General features: G+C 43.3%; 1 protein-coding gene. It reads left to right on the top strand.

What is annotated here, in order from left to right; genetic code table 11:
* Nucleotides 1-48: 48 nt before the first annotated feature.
* Nucleotides 49-344, top strand: a 296-nt coding sequence (locus A3757_RS28200) for a condensation domain-containing protein (RefSeq protein WP_369819600.1), incomplete at its 3' end; no start/stop codon positions are given.

Raw genomic sequence — 344 nt, 5'->3', positions numbered from 1 at the left:
CAATCTGTTTCGGTAGATTTCGACCCCTTTGCTGATCAAAAACCGACCCTGATAAAATCGGTTCCGTCCACGGCAGCACAACTTGAAATATGGTCGTCTGTCCTGATGGATCCAAAGGCTTCAAGCGCTTTTAACGAATCCTTTACCTTAAAGTTTAAAGGAGAGCTCAGAGTGCCTGCTCTCATCAATGCACTTGAGCTAACCGTTGCAAGGCATGATGCTCTCAGAGCCAGTTTTTCTGAAGATGGCACAAGCTTTAGAGTATTCGACTATCAGGAAATTCAATGCAGCTTAGAAAATATTGAAAAACAAGCTCTTGAAGAACTTATTGAAAGCGAAGCCCG

Source organism: Oleiphilus sp. HI0117 (assembly GCF_001635235.1).
The sequence above is the reverse complement of the archived record's forward strand: the minus strand, read 5'-3'. Positions and strand labels throughout refer to the sequence as shown.